General features: G+C 64.4%; 14 protein-coding genes and 2 pseudogenes. 5 read left to right on the top strand and 11 right to left on the bottom strand.

What is annotated here, in order from left to right; translation table 11 throughout:
* The 3 genes and pseudogenes from AS156_RS44065 to AS156_RS07720 all read right to left on the bottom strand — a co-directional run.
* Positions 1-931, bottom strand: a pseudogene (locus AS156_RS44065) (FHIPEP family type III secretion protein); the annotation flags it as partial.
* Between the two features lie 1,228 nt (positions 932-2,159).
* Entirely contained in the window at positions 2,160-2,933 is a 774-nt protein-coding gene (locus AS156_RS07725) for a DUF2182 domain-containing protein (protein WP_066502180.1), read from the bottom strand.
* 44 nt (positions 2,934-2,977) lie between these two features.
* Complete coding sequence (locus tag AS156_RS07720) at positions 2,978-3,607, bottom strand: DUF1326 domain-containing protein (RefSeq protein ID WP_066502178.1); 630 nt, start codon at positions 3,605-3,607, stop codon at positions 2,978-2,980.
* 273 nt (positions 3,608-3,880) lie between these two features.
* Between AS156_RS07720 and AS156_RS07715 the strand changes: the two genes are divergently transcribed.
* Both AS156_RS07715 and AS156_RS07710 read left to right on the top strand, forming a co-directional pair.
* Complete coding sequence (locus tag AS156_RS07715; protein ID WP_066502176.1) at positions 3,881-4,348, top strand: hypothetical protein; 468 nt, start codon at positions 3,881-3,883, stop codon at positions 4,346-4,348.
* 141 nt (positions 4,349-4,489) lie between these two features.
* Positions 4,490-5,689 (top strand): MFS transporter, encoded by a 1,200-nt coding sequence (locus AS156_RS07710; protein WP_136626077.1) that lies wholly within the window; start codon positions 4,490-4,492, stop codon positions 5,687-5,689.
* 112 nt (positions 5,690-5,801) lie between these two features.
* Here AS156_RS07710 and AS156_RS07705 read toward each other — a convergent pair.
* From AS156_RS07705 to AS156_RS07675, 7 genes and pseudogenes are all read right to left on the bottom strand, one after another.
* Positions 5,802-6,206, bottom strand: a pseudogene (locus tag AS156_RS07705) (DUF4864 domain-containing protein).
* A 102-nt stretch (positions 6,207-6,308) separates the two neighbouring features.
* Complete coding sequence (locus AS156_RS07700) at positions 6,309-6,611, bottom strand: cyd operon YbgE family protein (protein WP_082747381.1); 303 nt, start codon at positions 6,609-6,611, stop codon at positions 6,309-6,311.
* Positions 6,574-6,690, bottom strand: coding sequence for a cytochrome bd-I oxidase subunit CydX (gene cydX, locus AS156_RS07695; protein ID WP_066502168.1), 117 nt, complete (start codon positions 6,688-6,690; stop codon positions 6,574-6,576). Before cydX ends, AS156_RS07700 begins: the two co-directional genes overlap by 38 nt.
* A 15-nt stretch (positions 6,691-6,705) precedes the next feature.
* Positions 6,706-7,848, bottom strand: coding sequence for a cytochrome d ubiquinol oxidase subunit II (cydB, locus tag AS156_RS07690; protein WP_066502165.1), 1,143 nt, complete (start codon positions 7,846-7,848; stop codon positions 6,706-6,708).
* A 10-nt stretch (positions 7,849-7,858) separates the two neighbouring features.
* Positions 7,859-9,424 (bottom strand): cytochrome ubiquinol oxidase subunit I, encoded by a 1,566-nt coding sequence (locus AS156_RS07685; protein ID WP_066502164.1) that lies wholly within the window; start codon positions 9,422-9,424, stop codon positions 7,859-7,861.
* Positions 9,421-9,600 carry a hypothetical protein gene (locus AS156_RS07680; RefSeq protein ID WP_066502163.1) on the bottom strand — a complete coding sequence of 60 codons (180 nt, stop codon included), beginning with the start codon at positions 9,598-9,600 and terminating at the stop codon, positions 9,421-9,423. The genes AS156_RS07685 and AS156_RS07680 overlap by 4 nt, the downstream gene beginning before the upstream one ends.
* 67 nt (positions 9,601-9,667) lie before the next feature.
* A complete protein-coding gene (locus AS156_RS07675) occupies positions 9,668-10,102 on the bottom strand; it encodes a hypothetical protein (protein ID WP_136626076.1) in 435 nt (144 codons plus the stop codon).
* A gap of 136 nt (positions 10,103-10,238) precedes the next feature.
* On the opposite strand from AS156_RS07675, the gene AS156_RS07670 reads away from it, so the two are divergent.
* A complete protein-coding gene (locus AS156_RS07670) occupies positions 10,239-10,991 on the top strand; it encodes a helix-turn-helix domain-containing protein (protein ID WP_066502160.1) in 753 nt (250 codons plus the stop codon).
* Positions 10,992-11,256: 265 nt separating this feature from the next.
* On the opposite strand, the gene AS156_RS07665 is transcribed toward AS156_RS07670, so the two are convergent.
* Positions 11,257-11,805: a cupin domain-containing protein gene (locus tag AS156_RS07665; protein WP_066502232.1), complete on the bottom strand. Its 549-nt coding sequence runs from the start codon at positions 11,803-11,805 to the stop codon at positions 11,257-11,259.
* 148 nt (positions 11,806-11,953) lie between these two features.
* Between AS156_RS07665 and aptA the strand changes: the two genes are divergently transcribed.
* Together aptA and AS156_RS42760 are read left to right on the top strand one after the other, a co-directional pair.
* Positions 11,954-13,282, top strand: coding sequence for an omega-aminotransferase AptA (aptA, locus tag AS156_RS07660; RefSeq protein ID WP_066502158.1), 1,329 nt, complete (start codon positions 11,954-11,956; stop codon positions 13,280-13,282).
* A gap of 121 nt (positions 13,283-13,403) precedes the next feature.
* Positions 13,404-14,650: D-amino acid dehydrogenase (locus AS156_RS42760; RefSeq protein WP_066502156.1), on the top strand; the 1,247-nt coding region annotated here is incomplete at its 3' end.

The raw sequence follows: 14,650 nt of genomic DNA, 5'->3' as shown, positions 1-14,650 counted from the left end.
CGGCTGCCGCGGCCGCGGCCGGGGCTGCCGCGGCGGCGGTTTCGGCGGCCTTCTTGGCCCGCTTCTGCTTGCGCGCATTCCAGGCCAGCGCCGCGGCGCCGGAGCCGAGCGCCATGAAGGGGAGCATCGGAATGCCCGGCAGCAGCGACAGCACCAGCATGACGCCGGCCGACATGCCGAGCGCCTGTGGATAGCCGGAGAGCTGGCCCATCAGCGCCTTGTCGGCGGCGCCGGTGATGCCGGCCTTGGAGACCAAGAGGCCGGCGGCGGTCGAGACGATCAGGGCGGGCACCTGGGTGACGAGGCCGTCGCCGACGGTTAGCACCGTGTAGGTGCGGGCGGCTTCGCTGAAGGACAGTCCCTGCTGGGCGACGCCGATGATGATGCCGCCGACGATGTTGATGCCGACGATCAAGAGGCCCGCTATGGCGTCGCCGCGGACGAATTTCGAGGCACCGTCCATGGCGCCGAAGAAGCCGCTTTCGTCTTCCAGCGCCTTGCGGCGTTCCTTGGCGGCCTTCTCGTCGATCAGGCCGGCGGAAAGGTCGGCGTCGATCGCCATCTGCTTGCCGGGCATCGAGTCCAGCTGGAAGCGGGCCGCGACCTCGGCGATGCGGCCCGAACCCTTGGTGATGACCACGAAGTTCACGATCACCAGGATCGCGAACACGATGATACCGATCACGAAGTTGCCGCCCATCACGAAGTTGCCGAACGCCTCGATGACATGGCCGGCGGCGGCGGTGCCCTCGTGGCCGTGGCTCAGGATCAGCCGGGTCGAGGCCATGTTCAGCGACAGCCGCATCATGGTCGAAATCAGCAGGATGGTCGGAAACGACGAGAATTCCAGCGGCGCCTGGATGAACAGCGAGGTCATCAGGATCAGGATCGAAACCGTGATCGAGACCGCCAGGAACAGGTCGAGCACCATCGAGGGCAGCGGCAGGATCAGCACCACCAGGATGGTGAGGACGCCCAGCGCCAGCGCGAGGTCGCCGCGCTTCAGGATGTCGCTGATATCACTGAGGTTCGGGAAGCCGCCTTTGCCCGCCGTGCCCTNNCGACCATGGTAGCCGCTCTCCCTCGCGATTGGCGGCTACGGCCGCCAAGCGTCTGCGCGACGGCCGCAGGGCCGCCGCTTCGAAAGTGAGGCACCGCACTTGCGTCCACGGGGATCTCCGCCCGTCATACGCGATCGACGACACTCGACTTCACTGGGCAATTCTTGCCCAGTGTATGGTTAGCAAAGGGTTAATAGGCGATTTACCGCGCCATTCTGCGCCCGTCGCTGCCGGTTTGGGGGCGGAGACTACCTAGGGGCGCCGAGCACGACCCCTGGTGCGGCGATGAGGCCCAGCACGCTGGCGCGCCTCAGGAACTGCTGACGCGCGGCGCGCCGGTCGTGGAATGCCAGCCAGTCTCGGACAAAGCCGGCAGGAACGTCGAACACTACGGAGGGCTCGTCACGATGATGCGTTTCGTGGTTCGTGATACATCGTCCTGAGGGTCGCGACGCCCAGCCGCTCGAGTTCGCAATGCCACTCCCGGGCATGCTTGCCGTTGGTCCAGCGATTTTCGAAGGGGATCGTATGTGATTTCATGACGAGCCTCCGGCTCACCCCGAACCACGCGATGAGCCTGGTCGATTTTGCAGGTCGGCGCGAGGCGGCGCTTCGAGATTGGCGCGCCCTGTCACCTAATTCGCCGAATGCATCCAGGTGCGCCAGTGCGTCGGCTGAATATCGGCGTGCGTCCTGTTGGCGTCGTCGACCCATTCGGCGCCCTGCCTGTGACATGGGAATACGAGCGCGTGGACCATTCCATCATAGTCCAGGACACAGACTTCGAGATCCCGGTCCGATGGCGCAATTGAAACAGGTAGCCATTCTGCGGACAACGTATGCATGATTTACTCTCCGATGAAAGCCTGCGATGCCATTGAGCGTAACTTGCACGGCCAGCGCCGTCTCCCGTTGTCAGTCCTGCCGCGAGCAGACCTCTCGGATTGCGGCGCACAATCCACCGTCTGACGCATCATCAAGCGATTATGGTCCGGATCGCGAACGGCAAGTGTGAACAGGCTCGCACTGCTTCAATCTTTCTCGATAGGATGATCGCCGTCGAGCAATCGATATTCCCGAAGTCCTGTACACCTCTTCTCAAGTCGCACGCACAAGCACGATGAGCCCCGCCGCAATCAGGCCGGCGCCGGCGGCGTAGCTCAGGCGGTGGCCGACCGGAAGCAACTTCTCGCAGGCGACATACAGGGTGATGACGACGATCCAGAGCAGGTTCATCGTGCCGCCGACGAACAACAACACCATGAGGGACCAGCAGCACCCGAGGCAGTAAAGGCCGTGGTGCAGTCCCATGCGCAACGCACCAGCCGTGCCCGGACACCAGTGCCGGCTCAGGAACAGCACCGGGCTCTGGCAATAGCGCAGGCAGGCGCGCTTGAGCGGCGTGAACTGGTAGAGCCCGGCCAGAAGCAGGATGCAGCCGCCCAGCGCGACGCTGGTGCTCGCCATCGCCATCGACAGCAGGCCCGCGCGATCGAGTTGCCATTGGGCCAGCGTCGCCGTGAGGCTGAATCCGGCCCAGACCAGGAGATAGCCGCACAGAAAGGTCCAGGAGTCGGCGAGCGGAGAAGCGGCTATCGATTGCTTGCGCTTCAGCGCGGCGAACAACAGCACCATCGGCGCCGCGCTCGAGACCATCATGGCAATCATCATCGTCAGCCACATGGCAAAGATCAGCGCAGCGTAGGACGGCGTCCACGGCATCGGATCCATCGGCATGTCGGCCATGCTCATGTCGATGCCGGCGCCGGTCAGGAGGTAGCCCCAGGCCAGCGCCGTCACAGCGGCGATGCCGCCTGCGAAGATCAGGCGGTCATGCCGCAGGACATGTTCGAGCGCCGATGTCTCGCGCATCGTGGGATCCCAGCAGCCGGACGACCGAACTGTGCACGCCGGCGTCAGGCCGCGACGCCATCCGGCGTCTGCACGACGTTGGCGAGCGAGCTGTGCGAGCCCTTGGTTTCGAACTTGATCGCGCCGGTCGAGTGGATATTGGCGGAGGCCACCTCGGCTACGCGGTGCTCGAAGCCTTCCGGCATCACGACCCGGATGCGGTGCGGCGTGCCGGTCACAGGGTTCTTGATCGGCTCGACGTCGGTCTCCAGAACGCCCTTGGCGACGAGCCTAGCGATGCGCCCGTTCTTGTCGAACGAGAACTCGAACGGCACGAACAGCGGATCATGTATCTTGGTCACGATCAGGCTGAGGATCTGGAACAGCGTGCCTTCGGCTGAATTTTTGCCGGAGAAGATGTTGAACAGCGCTTCGCGCTGTTCCGCTGTGGCGCGCTCGTCGATGATCGGCTGCATCTGCCCGTTCCCTTCGTGCAGCGCGCCAGGAAATTCCACGGTCGCCGCGAAGACCAGGCCGTCGAGCTTGATGCTTCCGAAATGTCCCTTTGTGATCCTCATGCCGACCAGGCCCTTGCAGGAACCATGAGTCGGCAGCGCATTGAAATCGCAGGGGCAGCCAAATGCACAATTGCAATTCTTGATCCATTCGCCTTCCAGACGCCAGTCAGAAGTCATGGCAAACCTCCATATGACTGTCGGTGAACGATGCAGGCGTTGAGAATTCCTTCCTCTTCAAAATTACGGATCAGTCCGAGGAGACCGGCATCATATCAAATGCCGGCCCGCCGGTACAGGAAAGGCTGTCGTCAGATGACCGCCGCCCAAACCATCCCGGCAAGGGAGGCGGGCTACTGGGGCGCTTGCCCAAATCGACGGACACGCATTGAACTTCGGGAGCCAAACACCTGACTAAACAGCACGCACGACGCATCATGTCAGGGGCAATTCATGCGGAAGCAACCCGGCCACGCTGCGGCAACGACCGGCGGCCGTTCGCTCTCGGGTATCGGTGTTGTCGCAGCCATTACCTTTTCCGTCGCAGCGAATGCTGCCGCGAAGCCTCCGGGCCAGGAAGCTTGGCTGATCCGCATGCTGGTTTGCCAGGGCAGCGGCGTCCAGATGGAGGTCTATCTTCCTCAACCGGTCGTGTTCGCACCTCACGGCATGGCCGCGGGCCAGACAGTGAATGGCTACTACACGCTCGATCTGAGCCCGCTCAACAAGGGCAAGGGTCTCGAGCCGGTCCACGTGACGATGAGCGCAGACAAGCGGTTCGTGACCGTCGATCAATACACACGCGGCTTGCCGCCGACACGCATCCCGATTGGCGGCGGAACGGTCGATTTCGACCAACGGTTCGCCGTCGACGCGAAGTGCGGCCCGTTCCAGGCGCAGGATCCGAACTACGGCAATTGATGCGGCGGCTCACGCGCGGCGGTAGCGTCCCCTCGGTCTTGCATGCCTAATCTCTCGGCATTGTGGCTTGACCTTGAGGCAAATGCCGACGAAGTTCCGCCGGCCGTGGCAATTTCTTCTCAATTTTCCTCCGAACCCGCAGTGTTCATTCCCGACTCGCGTCGAGCGTGGTTGAGACTTGCCGTTGCCGTGGTCATCGGCTCGCTCGGCAGCGTCGGCATGTGGTCGGTCGTCGTGGCTTTGCCGGAGGTGCAGTCCGACTTCGGCGCAACACGCGGGACCGCCTCGCTCGCCTTCACCATGGTGATGCTCGGTTTCGGTCTCGGTCAGGTGGTCACCGGCAAGATCAGCGACCGCTATGGCATCGTCGCCGCGATCGGCGTCGGGATCGGTATCCTCGGTCTCGGCTATATCGCTGCCGGTTACGCGCCGTCGGTCTGGGCGTTCATCCTGTTGCATTTCGCCATCGGCCTGTCCTCCGCGGCGACGTTCGGTCCGCTGATGGCGGAAGCCTCGCACTGGTTCGATCGCTATCGCGGGCTTGCGGTCGCGATCGCCGCGAGCGGCAACTACATCGGCGGCACGCTGTGGCCGCCGGCCGTCAATTTCGGAATCCAGACGTTCGGCTGGCGCACCACCCATATCGCGATCGGCATCTTCACGGCGATTGCGATGGCGCTCGGGCTCACCGTGCTGCGCCTGCTGATGGGGGCCGCTACCCGACGCAGCCACGTCAACGCGGCGCCGCCGCGGGTCGACCTGAAGCTCTCCACCAATGCGCTGACCGCGATCCTGTCGCTGGCCTCGATCGCCTGCTGCGTGGCGATGTCGATGCCGCAGGTTCATATCGTCGCCTATTGCGGCGATCTCGGCTATGGCGTGGCGCGCGGCGCCGAGATGCTGTCGATGATGCTCGGATTCGGCATCATCAGTCGGATCGGTTCGGGTTTCCTCGCCGACAAGATCGGCGGCATCCGCACGCTGCTGATCGGTTCGATCGCGCAAGGCACAGCGCTGCTGTTCTATCTGTTCTTCGACAGCCTGACCTCGCTTTACATCATCTCGGCGATGTTCGGCCTGTTCCAGGGCGGTATCGTGCCGAGCTATGCGATCATCGTGCGCGAGGCGATGCCGGCTTCGGAAGCCGCCACCCGCATCGGCATCGTGATCTTCGCCTCGGTATTCGGCATGTCGCTCGGCGGCTGGATCTCGGGCGTGATCTTCGACGCCACCGGCTCCTACGCTGCGGCCTTCGCCAACGGGTTGGCCTGGAACCTGCTCAACGTCACCATCATGCTGCTGCTGTTGATGCGCTCGCGGCAGCGGCTGGCGGTGGCCTAAAGCATGATCCGGAAAAGTGTGAAACGGTTTTCCGAAAAGATCATGCTCAGCTAAAGCGCGATGACGATTCAACTCAATCTCATCGCGCTTTAGTTCGCGCCGTCGCGGCAGGTCACACCGATTGGCCGGCCTTGAGCAGTGAACAGCCGGTGATCTTCAGGCTGCCGTCCGGCTCCCGCTACAGCGTATAGAGCGCCTCCCACGCCTCGCCGTTGGCGTCGATGATGTGGACGCGCTGTGCGATCCGGTCGCCATCGCTGCGTGCCTCGCCGAAGTCGAAGCTCCTGTGGCGATAGACCGGCGCGTACCTGTTCTGCACCATCGACATGAAGATGTCGGCCTGCGGAAAGATCTGCCGGATCGCGGGCGCGGCAAAGGAATAGGCCGCGCTGGCGTCGTCGCGACCGAACGCCTGCTCCTGCGCGCGGATCACGTCCTGTGCGGCCGTGACGTCGTCGGCTGTGGCCGGAGACAGCGAGCCCAGGAGAAAGGCGATGAACAGCACGACGACGCGCATGCGGCAGCTCCGCGGGCAATCGGACGTTCCAACGACCGCAACGCTACTCCTGCGACGTCTCACCGACAACAGAACTGGAGCGCGTCGCCATGGGTTTGCCGCTCAAACCATGAACATCAGAAGCGCGCCGGCCAGCATCAGTGTCCAGGCACAGGCTGGTCCGAACAGGATCCGAAGCAGGGGACTGTCGGGCCGGTAGCCGATGCCGTGGACGAACGCGCCGGCGACGCCGAGCATCAGTACCGGCAGCGCGGTGTGCAGCCGCTCCTGCGGCACGTGACGGAGCAGGAAGGGACACAGCATCAAGGCCAGGCTGGCGGCCAGCGCGACGGCGAAGGAGGCGCCGCGCAGCGCCGCCGTCGTGCCGTCAGCGCGCATTGCCGTCTTCGGCGCTGTCCTGGACATGGAGCTCGAACCACATGGCGTTGAGGATGGCGAAGGTGCCGGCAAAGCCGACGCCGAGGATCCACGAGAAGTACCACATTGCTGGTGATCTCCCTCAATAAGCCGAATGCCCGCCACCGTGCTCGATCAGGGCGGCGGTGACCGGGCCGCGCAGCACCCGATAGACCCAGGCGGTGTAGAGCAGGATGATCGGCAGAAAGACGGCGGTGGCGAACAGCATGATCTTCAGCGTCAGGTGGCTCGACGAGGAGTCCCAGACCGTGAGGCTGGCATGCGGATCGAGCGACGACGGCAGCATGAACGGAAAGACGCTGAGCCCCGCGGTTGCGACGACGCCGGCGACGCCGATGCTGCCGCAGACGAACGCTGCGGCCGCGCGCTTGGCCGATAGCAGCGGAGCCGTGATCGCCAGCATCACGATGGCTGCGATCGGTGCCGCCATGGTCCATGGAAAGGCACGGTAGTTGTCCAGCCAGGCTCCGGCCCGCCGCGTCACCTCTTTCGCAAGCGGGGTCGATGGGCCGTCATGCGCGAGTTGCGACGTGACGACATAACCGTCGATGCCGAATGCGACCCAGACGCCGGCGAGCACGAACAATACGACCGCGACCGGCCCGGCCAGGCGTGCGGCCTGCACGGCGCGATCCGCCACCGGCCCGCTCGCCTTCAGCGCCAGATAGCTCGCTCCGTGCAACGTCAGCATGGAAACGCTGATGAGGCCGCAAACCAGCGCGAACGGGTTGAGCAGGCCGAGCAAATTACCCTCATAGATCATCCGCAGCGAATCGTCGAAGCGGAAGGGGACGCCGACGATCACATTGCCGAAGGCGACGCCGAAGATCAGCGCTGGCACCAGCCCGCTGACAAAGATCGCGAGATCCCACGCCGCGCGCCAGCGTGGACCGTCCAGCTTGCTGCGGAACGTGAAGGCGACCGGACGGAAGATCAGCGCCGCCAGCACCAGAAACATCGCGAGATAGAAGCCGGAAAACGCCACCGCGTAGAGCATCGGCCAGGCCGCGAAGATCGCGCCGCCGCCGAGGACGAGCCAGACCTGGTTGCCTTCCCACACCGGTCCTATGGTGTTGATCGCGATGCGGCGCTCGATATCGGTGCGCGCCACGTAGGGCAGCAGGATCGCCACTCCGAGATCGAAACCGTCCATCACCGCGAAGCCGATCAGGAGGATTCCAAGCAGCGCCCACCAGATCAATCGCATCATCTCGTAGTCGAACATCGCAATCTCCCTATTCGGCGGGGCTGACGGCGAGCCGCAGCTTCGGCTGCTCCGGTGCTGCGCCCGCAGGCGGTCCGTCCTTGACGGTCTTCAGCATGAGATAGACGTCGACGATCGCGAGCGTCGAATAGAACACCACGAAGCCGATCAGCGTGAACCAGACATTGGCGGCGGAAATGCTCGAGACCGCGAGGAAGGTCGGCAGCACGCCCTCGATGACCCAGGGCTGCCGGCCGACTTCGGCGACGACCCAGCCGAGCTCTGCCGCGATCCACGGCAGCGGCAGGCTGAGCAGCGCCAGCCAGAGGAAGCTGCGATAGCGCGTCAGCTCGCGCCGACTTGCCAGCACGAAGGCAACCGCGAACAGCGCGATGAAATAGAAGCCGAGCCCGACCATGATCCGGAAGCTCCAGAACAACGGCGACACTGCGGGCACCGTGCTCCAGGCCGCCGCGGTGATCTCGTCGGACGCCGCATTGGTGATGTCAGGACGGATCTTCTTCAACAGCAGGGCATAGCCGAGGTCGGCGGCGTTGGCATCGAGCCGCGCCCGCTCAGTGTCAGATGGCTGCCTGCGCAGCTTGTCCAGCGCGTCATAGGCGATCAGGCCGGCGCGGATGCGCTGCTCGGCATGGCCGACCAGCTCGTTGATGCCCGGCACGGTCTTGTCGATCGAGCGCGTGGCGATCAAGCCGAGCATCCACGGGATCTTGATCTCGTAGTTGGTGCGCCGGTTCTTGAGGTCGGGCAGGCCGAACAGCGTGAAGGAGGCGGGCGCCGGCTCGGTGTCCCACATCGCCTCGATTGCCGCGATCTTCATCTTCTGGTTCTCGCCGGCGGTGTAGCCGCTCTCGTCGCCGAGCACGACGACCGATAATGCGGAGGCGAGACCGAAGCTTGCCGCGACCGTCATCGAGCGCTTGGCGAACTCGACGTGGCGGCCGCGCAGCAGATAGAAGGCGCTGACCGACAGCACGAACATCGATCCCGTCACGTAGCCGGCGCTGACGGTGTGCACGAACTTGGCCTGCGCCACCGGGTTGAAGAGCACCGCCATGAAGTCGGAGACTTCCATCCGCATCGTGTCGGGATTGAACTTGGCGCCGACCGGATACTGCATCCAGCCGTTGGCGATCAGGATCCACAGCGCCGAGAGGTTGGAACCGAGCGCGACCAGCCAGGTGACGGCGAGATGCTGCACACGGCTGAGCTTGTCCCAGCCGAAGAAGAACAGGCCGATGAAGGTCGCCTCGAGGAAGAAGGCCATCAGGCCTTCGATCGCCAGCGGCGCACCGAAGATGTCGCCGACATAGTGGCTGTAATAGGCCCAGTTCATGCCGAACTGGAATTCCATCGTGATGCCGGTGGCGACGCCCATCGCGAAGTTGATGCCGAACAGCACGCCCCAGAACTTCGTCATCTCCTTCCAGATCTCGCGGCCGGTCATCACATAGACGCTCTCCATCACGCCGAGCAGAACGGCGAGACCCAATGTGAGCGGCACGAACAGGAAGTGATAGAGCGCGGTCAGCCCGAACTGCAGGCGCGACAGCGATACGACATCCATTGACGTCATCGGATGGATTCCCTGCTGTTGGAGGTTGGATGGTTCAGGATCTGGCGATCGAGCGCATCGGCGTCGATGCGGGGACGCCGGCCAGGTCCGAACACGAAGATGGCCGCGAGCACGACGATCGCGACCTTGATCGCGACCACGGTCAGGACGTTTCGCTTGAGATCGGACGTGCTCATGGTGCGATGAGTATACTGCAACTGCAGATTGCGTAAACTGATCCAGATCAAACGACGCAGGGCGTGGTCAATTGACGCGGCGGTTCCGACGCTGCAGCGCGTCGGCGGTCGGGCATCCGGCTCGCGGCGCGTGCGGCCTGACGAATGGCCGTTCGATCGTGACGATCTGGCAGCCGAATTGCGCCGAGACATCAGCGACAACGGTCGCCACCGCGTCGTCGATCTGCGAACCGGGCAGATGGGCCACGATCAGATCGCTGATGTTCAGCCGCTTGCGAACGCGCAGGTCGCTGTCGATGCGGTAACTGAAGAGGGCATGGATGACGCCGCGGCGATCGCGGATCGCGATCAGCCCGGTCCGGGGCGAGCGGCTCCGGCAGCGCCGGCGCACGAACTGCAGCCACTGCTCCGCGGTAATGCTGGCATCATGCATGAACACCAGCGGATAGGCCGCGATCGCGTCCTGATGGCCGATCGGAAGCGCCTGGAATTGCTCGTCCATCGTCGATTTCCTCGATGGCGCATGAAATTGCTGGGGATCGGCGGATGCGGCATTGATTTGCATCAATGCCGCCGACGGTTGATCCAGATCAAATCGAATCCGATAGTGTCGACATGGAACCAGGCGGACCCCAGCCATGAGCATTGCCGAACCACTGCAGGAACCGTGTGCCGAGGCGACACAGCACGACTGCAAGCACGGCCGCGCCGCCAATGGCTGCGAGGACTGCAAGGTCAGGCTGTTCAGCGTCTGCGCGGCGCTGGAGTCGTCCGAGCTCGAGGAACTCGACCGGATCAGCCAGGCAAGGAAGGTTCAGGCGCGAACGATGCTGTTCGAGCAGAGCGCGCTGGCGGGCAGCGTGTTCAACGTCACCGAAGGCGTGGTGCGGCTGTACAAGTCGTTGCCCGATGGCCGGCGGCAGATCGTGGGCTTCGCGCTGCCGGGCGACTTCCTCGGCCTCGCCTTGCAGGATCGCTACGGCGTCACCGCGGAGGCGGTCGGCAGGGTATCGGTCTGCCGCTTCGCACGATCGGCGTTCCTCGCCTATGTCGACGGCAAGCCGCATCTGCTGCGCCGACTGCACGAATTCGCCGGTCACGAATTGAGTCTCGCGCAGGACCAGATGCTGCTGCTCGGTCGGCGCACTGCGGAGGAGAAGATCGCGGCATTCCTGCTCAACATGCAGGCGCGCTATGCCCGCATCGGAGCCGTATCCGTCACCGTGCCGCTGCCGATGAGCCGCCAAGACATCGCCGATTATCTCGGCCTCACCATCGAGACGGTGAGCCGCACCCTGACGCGGCTTGCGCGCGAGAAGGCGGTGTTGATCGTGCCAGATGGCGTGCGGTTGCTCGACCAGGAGCGACTGAAGCGCATCGGCGCGGGCTGACCACCGTGGCGCCGGCTTTTGATCCAGCGCAAGGCGAGACGCGAGCACTCGCGCTAGGTCTTTTCCGTCGGATGCAGGAGAAGACCCATGGCCATCGACACCATCCTCGTCGTGATCGCCGTCACCGCAATGTTCGCCACCGTCGCCGCCGTGATCGCATGGGGCGATCGGCAGACGCGCGATCTGTGACGGCGCTGCAGCGCCTCGTCGTCGGGGAGCGGTCCCTGGCACGCCGCCCGCGGGGCTTGGGTCGCGCGCGTCAGGTTCAGAACGAGGGCGGCGTGCAGGCCGAGATCACCTCGCATGGCTTGGCGCCGATGCAACGGAAGCGGTGCGGGCGGCGGCTCTCGAAATAATAGGCGTCGCCGGCGTTGAGCACGCGACGCTCGTCGTCGACGGTGACCTCTAGGCGGCCGCTCACCACGATGCCGCCTTCCTCGCCCTCATGGGACAGCGGCACCCGCCCGGTGTCGCTGCCGGGCTCGTAGCGCTCCATCAGGATCTGCAGGGCGCGGCCGAAGAGATTGTCGCCGACCTGACGGTAGGAGATCGGCTTCTTGCCGATCTCGGTCAACTCCTCGGAGCGGTAGAACGCCTTGCGCGGGCGCTCCGGCTCGATCGCGAAGAACTCCGCGAGCCCCATCGGGATGCCGTCGAGAATGCGCTTAAGCGCGCCGACCGACGGGTTCATCTGGTTGGATTCGATCAGCGAGATCGTCGAATTAGTGACGCCGGACCGCTTGGCGAGTTCGCGCTGCGACAGCTTGTGCCGCGCGCGGATGAATCGCAGCCGTCCGCCTATATCGACGCTCATGGCAAAATCCCTGTTGTAGGTGTTGCGGATCGAACAAATCTTCGCAGACCGCTTCAATGAGATCAATGGCTTGCGGCGCGACAGAAAAGGACTTGTTGAGTAGCGCAAGGCGTGGTCCGACTGTGGGAAACCAATATGGAGCTCCGCCGTGACCGTTCATCAGATTCCGAACACCATCAAGACCGATTCGTTCTGGATGCCGTTCACGGCCAACCGGCAATTCAAGAAAACGCCGCGGCTGTTCTCCTCCGCCAAGGGCATGTACTACACCTCCGTCGACGGGCGGCAGGTGATCGACGGCTCCGCCGGCCTCTGGTGTGTCAACGCCGGCCACGGCCGTCCGCAGATCGCGGCCGCCGTCGAGCGGCAGCTCACGACGCTGGATTTCGCGCCGTCCTTCAACATGGGTCATCCGCTGGCGTTCGATTTCGCCGAACGGCTCGCCGAGATCGCCCCGAAGGGGCTCGACCGCATCTTCTTCACCAATTCGGGCTCTGAATCGGTCGACACCGCGCTGAAGATCGCGCTGGCCTATCATCGCGCTAACGGCCAGGCGACCCGCACCCGCCTGATCGGCCGCGAGCGTGGCTATCATGGCGTTGGCTTCGGCGGCATGTCGGTCGGCGGCATGGTCGCCAACCGCCGCCAGTTCGCGACCCATCTGCCCGGCGTCGACCACATCCGCCACACCCACGATATGGCGCGCAACGCCTTCGCCAAGGACCAGCCGGATCATGGCGCCGAGCTCGCCGACGATGTCGAGCGGATGGTGGCGCTGCATGGCGCCGACACCATCGCTGCCGTGATCGTCGAGCCGGTGCCGGGCTCGACTGCGGTGCTGCCGCCGCCGAAGGGTTACCTGCAGCGGCTGCGCGAGCTCTGCACCAAGCACGGCATCCTCCTGATCTTCGACGAGGTCATCACCGGCTTCGGCCGCCTCGGCACGCCGTTCGCCGCCAACTTCTTCGGCGTCACGCCGGACATGATGACGACCGCCAAGGGCATCACCAACGGCACCGTACCGTGCGGCGCGGTGTTCGCCAGCCGCCAGGTCCACGACGGGCTGATGGTTGGCCCGGACAACGCCATGGAGCTGTTCCACGGCTACACCTATTCAGCGCATCCGGTGGCCTGCGCCGCCGGCATCGCCACGCTCGACATCTACAAGGATGAGGGACTGCTGACCCGCGGCGCGTCGCTCGCCGATTACTGGCGCGATGCCCTGCACTCGCTGAAGGGCCTGCCGAATGTCGTCGACATCCGCAACGTCGGCCTGATGGGCGCGGTCGAAGTCGCCCCGCGCAAGGACGCCCCCGGCACCCGCGGCTACGACATCATGGTCGACTGCTTCAACTCCGGCCTCTATCTCCGCCTCGGCGGCGATTCGATGGCGATGTCGCCGCCCCTGATCGTCGAGAAGAAGCATATCGACGACATGGTCTCGATCCTCGACGGCGCCATCAAGCGCGCCGCCTGATCATTGCTGGCCCGATTATTGCTATCTCAGTAGTCGCTAGCCCTACAAAATGCTGTCGCCGTTGCGAAGCAAACTGGTTTCGCAGCGGCGATTGCGTTTCCGCTGCAGGATGTGAGGAACAGTGAAGGTCCTTGTTCTCGGCAGTGGCGTGATCGGCGTCACCTCGGCCTATTATCTTGCCCGCGCCGGCCACGAGGTGACGGTGATCGACCGTCAGCCGAAGCCCGCGCTCGAGACCTCCTTTGCCAATGCCGGCGAAGTATCGCCCGGTTATTCATCGCCCTGGGCCGGGCCCGGCGTGCCGGTGAAGGCGGTGAAGTGGCTGTTGATGAAGCACGGCCCGCTGGTGATCCGTCCGAAGCTCGATCCGGTGATGTGGCTGTGGTTGCTCAAGATGCTGCGCAACTGTACCTCGGCGCGCTACGCGGTGAACAAGAGCCGGATGATCCCGATCGCGGAATACAGCCGCGATTGTCTGCGGGCGCTGCGCGCCGATATCGGCATCCGCTACGACGAGCGCGAGCGCGGCACGCTGCAATTGTTCCGCTATCAGGCCCAGCTCGACGGCACCGGCGAGGACATCGCCGTGCTCAAGCAATATGGCGTGCCCTTCGAGGTGCTCGACCGCGACGGCTGCATCGCCGCCGAGCCGGCGCTCGCCGGTGTGAAGGAGAAGTTCGCCGGCGGGCTGCGGCTGCCGCATGATGAGACCGGTGACTGCCATATGTTCACGCAGGCACTGGCGCTGGAGGCCGAGAAGCTCGGCGTGCGCTTCAACTTCAATGTCGGCATCGACGGGTTGAACGCGGATGCGACCCGCATCACCGGTGTTGCGACCAGCCAAGGGATCATGCAGGCCGATGCCTATGTGCTGGCGCTGGGCAGCTATTCGCCGCATCTGGTCCGGCCGCTCGGCATCTCGCTGCCGGTTTATCCGGTGAAAGGCTATTCGATCACCGTGCCGATCAAGGATGCGTCCGGTGCGCCGGAATCGACCGTGATGGACGAAAGCTACAAGGTCGCGATCACGCGGCTCGGCGATCGCATCCGCGTCGGCGGCACCGCCGAGATCTCAGGCTATTCGACCAAGCTGTACGCCGCGCGCCGCGCTACCTTGGATCATTCGCTGACCGACCTGTTCCCGCGCGGCGGGGATCTCGCCAAGGCGACCTTCTGGTGCGGCCTGCGCCCGATGACGCCGGACGGCCCACCGGTGATCGGCGCGACGCGTTATGCCAATCTGCATCTCAACACCGGTCACGGCACGCTCGGGTGGACCATGGCCTGCGGCTCGGGCCGGGTGCTCGCGGACATGCTCTCGGGCAGGACACCCGAGATCGACACCAAGGAGCTGTCGATCACCCGCCA

The sequence above is a fragment of the Bradyrhizobium macuxiense genome, from assembly GCF_001542415.1.
Lineage (GTDB): Bacteria > Pseudomonadota > Alphaproteobacteria > Rhizobiales > Xanthobacteraceae > Bradyrhizobium > Bradyrhizobium macuxiense.
The sequence above is the reverse complement of the archived record's forward strand: the minus strand, read 5'-3'. Positions and strand labels throughout refer to the sequence as shown.

Excerpts from the sequence above, each read along its gene's own strand:
- AS156_RS07685 (WP_066502164.1), bottom strand. The coding sequence starts at position 9,424 with ATGACGTCAATGGATGTCGTATCGCTGTCGCGCCTGCAGTTCGGGCTG.
- cydB (WP_066502165.1), bottom strand. The coding sequence starts at position 7,848 with ATGTTCGACTACGAGATGATGCGATTGATCTGGTGGGCGCTGCTTGGA.
- AS156_RS07675 (WP_136626076.1), bottom strand. The coding sequence starts at position 10,102 with ATGGACGAGCAATTCCAGGCGCTTCCGATCGGCCATCAGGACGCGATC.
- AS156_RS07720 (WP_066502178.1), bottom strand. The coding sequence starts at position 3,607 with ATGACTTCTGACTGGCGTCTGGAAGGCGAATGGATCAAGAATTGCAAT.
- AS156_RS07700 (WP_082747381.1), bottom strand. The coding sequence starts at position 6,611 with ATGTCCAGGACAGCGCCGAAGACGGCAATGCGCGCTGACGGCACGACG.
- cydX (WP_066502168.1), bottom strand. The coding sequence starts at position 6,690 with ATGTGGTACTTCTCGTGGATCCTCGGCGTCGGCTTTGCCGGCACCTTC.
- AS156_RS07725 (WP_066502180.1), bottom strand. The coding sequence starts at position 2,933 with ATGCGCGAGACATCGGCGCTCGAACATGTCCTGCGGCATGACCGCCTG.
- AS156_RS07670 (WP_066502160.1), top strand. The coding sequence starts at position 10,239 with ATGAGCATTGCCGAACCACTGCAGGAACCGTGTGCCGAGGCGACACAG.
- AS156_RS07680 (WP_066502163.1), bottom strand. The coding sequence starts at position 9,600 with ATGAGCACGTCCGATCTCAAGCGAAACGTCCTGACCGTGGTCGCGATC.
- AS156_RS07715 (WP_066502176.1), top strand. The coding sequence starts at position 3,881 with ATGCGGAAGCAACCCGGCCACGCTGCGGCAACGACCGGCGGCCGTTCG.
- AS156_RS07665 (WP_066502232.1), bottom strand. The coding sequence starts at position 11,805 with ATGAGCGTCGATATAGGCGGACGGCTGCGATTCATCCGCGCGCGGCAC.